The following is a 2,145-nucleotide window of genomic DNA, read 5'->3' on the forward strand; positions in this document are numbered from 1 at the left end:
AAAGAGGCTTCAGACACCGCCGCGAGGCAGCGCACCGCGTGGTTGAACGCGTGTGCGATGTCATCGTGGCGTTGCATCGGTTCAACTCGGGCGGCGACGCTCATTGTTCAGCGCGTCCCTAACGTTCGACGTAAGGGGCAAAGTGCGGCTTGCCGCACTTTGTCCCCTTGACGGAGGGGTTAGCCGTCAGCAGTTGCACAGGCGCGGGTACTTTGAGCACGGCCATGCAACGCTAGGGTTGAGGATGACTGCTGCGAGCAAACCAGATGGGGAGAAACAAGCCCAACCCGAGCCAAGGAAAGCTCTGAGAGAACATGACCCATCTATCGGCATCGCCAGCGAACACGACACTAGACATCGCGACGACAAGGCCAACGATGGCATGTGCAATGGCTGAAGTGTCGCGCTCCTGAAGTGCTGCCCGCCAACTGAAGAAGAAGGCCAGGCCGCCGGCGAACGGGCCTGCAACGACGAGAAGATCGGGACGGAACTCGTAGACAGAGACGAGCGCGGCAATGACCAGTGCAACGCAAGTTCCGGCGGAAGCCTTCTCCCATTGCGCGTAACGCTCACTGCGAGCCATTGCGACTTGCGACGGATCGGATGTCATTGACGGCTAACGTTCGACGTAAGGGGCTGGCCGCAGGCCAGTCCCCTTGACGGAGGGGTTAGGCGAGCCCGGCGGAGCGGCGAGAGATATGAAACGCAAGGAGGAGACCGCCAAGGGTGCTTGAGTACGCCGATGCGAGGAGACTTGGGGCATTCGGTATTCAGGGTTAGGCAGTGACCTAAGCAGAGGACCCGGACACGCTGGCCAAGCGCCGAACGGACGCGCTGCAGAGATTCTCGCAAAGTGCCCCGACGATGACTGGCCGCGCAAACCTGGCAGGAGCCAGCCAGACCTCCAGGGCCTCGAACCTGTGACCAAGCCGGGCAAGAAGACGGCTTGAACCGCCACGGTCGGTGCGCTGGCCGCCGAAGGACGGACAGCCCACACCGACGCTGAAGCGAGCACGCCTCTCACATTGGCACAGGGCTTCGATAGCGAGGCATTCCACGGCTGGCTTGGCAGACAAGGCATGAGATCAGCCTTCAACCCGGTATTGCCTAACGTTCGACATGAGCGGCAGACACCGGCGCAACCACTGCGGCCGAAGCGCGCAATTGCCACCCGCCGTTGGCTGTCTGCTCGATGGAGGGGTTAGGGCTCGCGCTGGGCTCGCACGTCGCGGGCTCCAGTTTGCTTCTGATCTGCGCGTTGTTCTCTTCTTGGAGGAACGCTGCCACGGAGAACAGACCTATGGCTAGGAAAAACACTCCCAGCCCCTTTTTATGCGCTTTCATGTATGCGTTGGGTAGTCGAGCCTGGCTGACGATGTAGAAGCTGGCAGCTGCGTAGACAAGCCCCAGCGGAAGGAAGACCGACCACGACAAATGGTCTGGTGCGAAGAAGGCCGCGAGAGGAGCACCACCGCCAAAGGCGCTGCCGAGCAAGGCCATCTTCCATCTTTGAGCTTGGAGCCGCTCCAGTTCCTCGAACTGCAGTTCGCTCTTGGCGTGGCGCTCCATGCGCATACCGACAAAGCCCAAGGGTAGGAGTATCAACAGTCCGATCAATAGGTACATGCGGCTTCTTTTGCAAGCCCTAACGTTCGACGTAAGGGGCAGACGCAAGTGGGCGAAGCCCGCTTGTGGCTGTCCCCTTGACGGAGAGGTTAGGCATCGGCGATTTCAAGGCAGCTACTCCCTGCAAAGATGTTGAACAAGGCTTCTTTGAGAGCTTCGTACTTGCCGGCGACCAGTTGGAACGAAATTGAAAGCTGATCGAACCCACCTATCAGTGCAGCCATTCTTGCTTCGAGCTTGATCTCAGCGATGTTGGGCTTGAGCTTGAATTGGGCAATGCCGCCATAGCCGGAGTTCTCCTGGCTGCACCACTCGACATGATAGGTATTCATGCCAAGCCTTGCGTCTTGCTCATCGTCCTCGAAGGAGCGCTGCAGTATGAGATAGAGCCAAGCGTCGCTCTCCTGATCAGCGAATGCAACGAAGTGGCACTCATTATCCGGATGCCTGAACACTACACACCGCGCTTCGAAGGCGAAGGGGTTCATCATCGATGCCTAACGTTCGACATGAGCGGCA

Annotated in this window: 3 protein-coding genes; all 3 read right to left on the reverse strand. The window is 59.2% G+C overall.

Going from position 1 to position 2,145, the window contains the following annotated elements:
* Positions 1-232: 232 nt before the first annotated feature.
* On the reverse strand, positions 233-610 hold the full coding sequence (locus E8D38_RS27645; protein WP_140637484.1) for a hypothetical protein: 378 nt from the start codon (positions 608-610) through the stop codon (positions 233-235).
* 497 nt (positions 611-1,107) lie between these two features.
* Entirely contained in the window at positions 1,108-1,626 is a 519-nt protein-coding gene (locus tag E8D38_RS27650) for a ZIP family metal transporter (RefSeq protein WP_140637485.1), read from the reverse strand.
* A gap of 89 nt (positions 1,627-1,715) precedes the next feature.
* Complete coding sequence (locus E8D38_RS27655; RefSeq protein WP_246099744.1) at positions 1,716-2,117, reverse strand: Imm10 family immunity protein; 402 nt, start codon at positions 2,115-2,117, stop codon at positions 1,716-1,718.
* Between the last annotated feature and the right edge of the window lie 28 nt (positions 2,118-2,145).

Origin of the sequence: Methylibium rhizosphaerae, from assembly GCF_006386545.1 — a bacterium.
GTDB classification, from domain to species: domain Bacteria; phylum Pseudomonadota; class Gammaproteobacteria; order Burkholderiales; family Burkholderiaceae_C; genus Pseudorivibacter; species Pseudorivibacter rhizosphaerae.

Bases quoted from the DNA above. Each gene is read 5' to 3' on its own strand.
- E8D38_RS27650 (WP_140637485.1), bottom strand. From the start codon at position 1,626: ATGTACCTATTGATCGGACTGTTGATACTCCTACCCTTGGGCTTTGTC.
- E8D38_RS27655 (WP_246099744.1), bottom strand. From the start codon at position 2,117: ATGATGAACCCCTTCGCCTTCGAAGCGCGGTGTGTAGTGTTCAGGCAT.
- E8D38_RS27645 (WP_140637484.1), bottom strand. From the start codon at position 610: ATGACATCCGATCCGTCGCAAGTCGCAATGGCTCGCAGTGAGCGTTAC.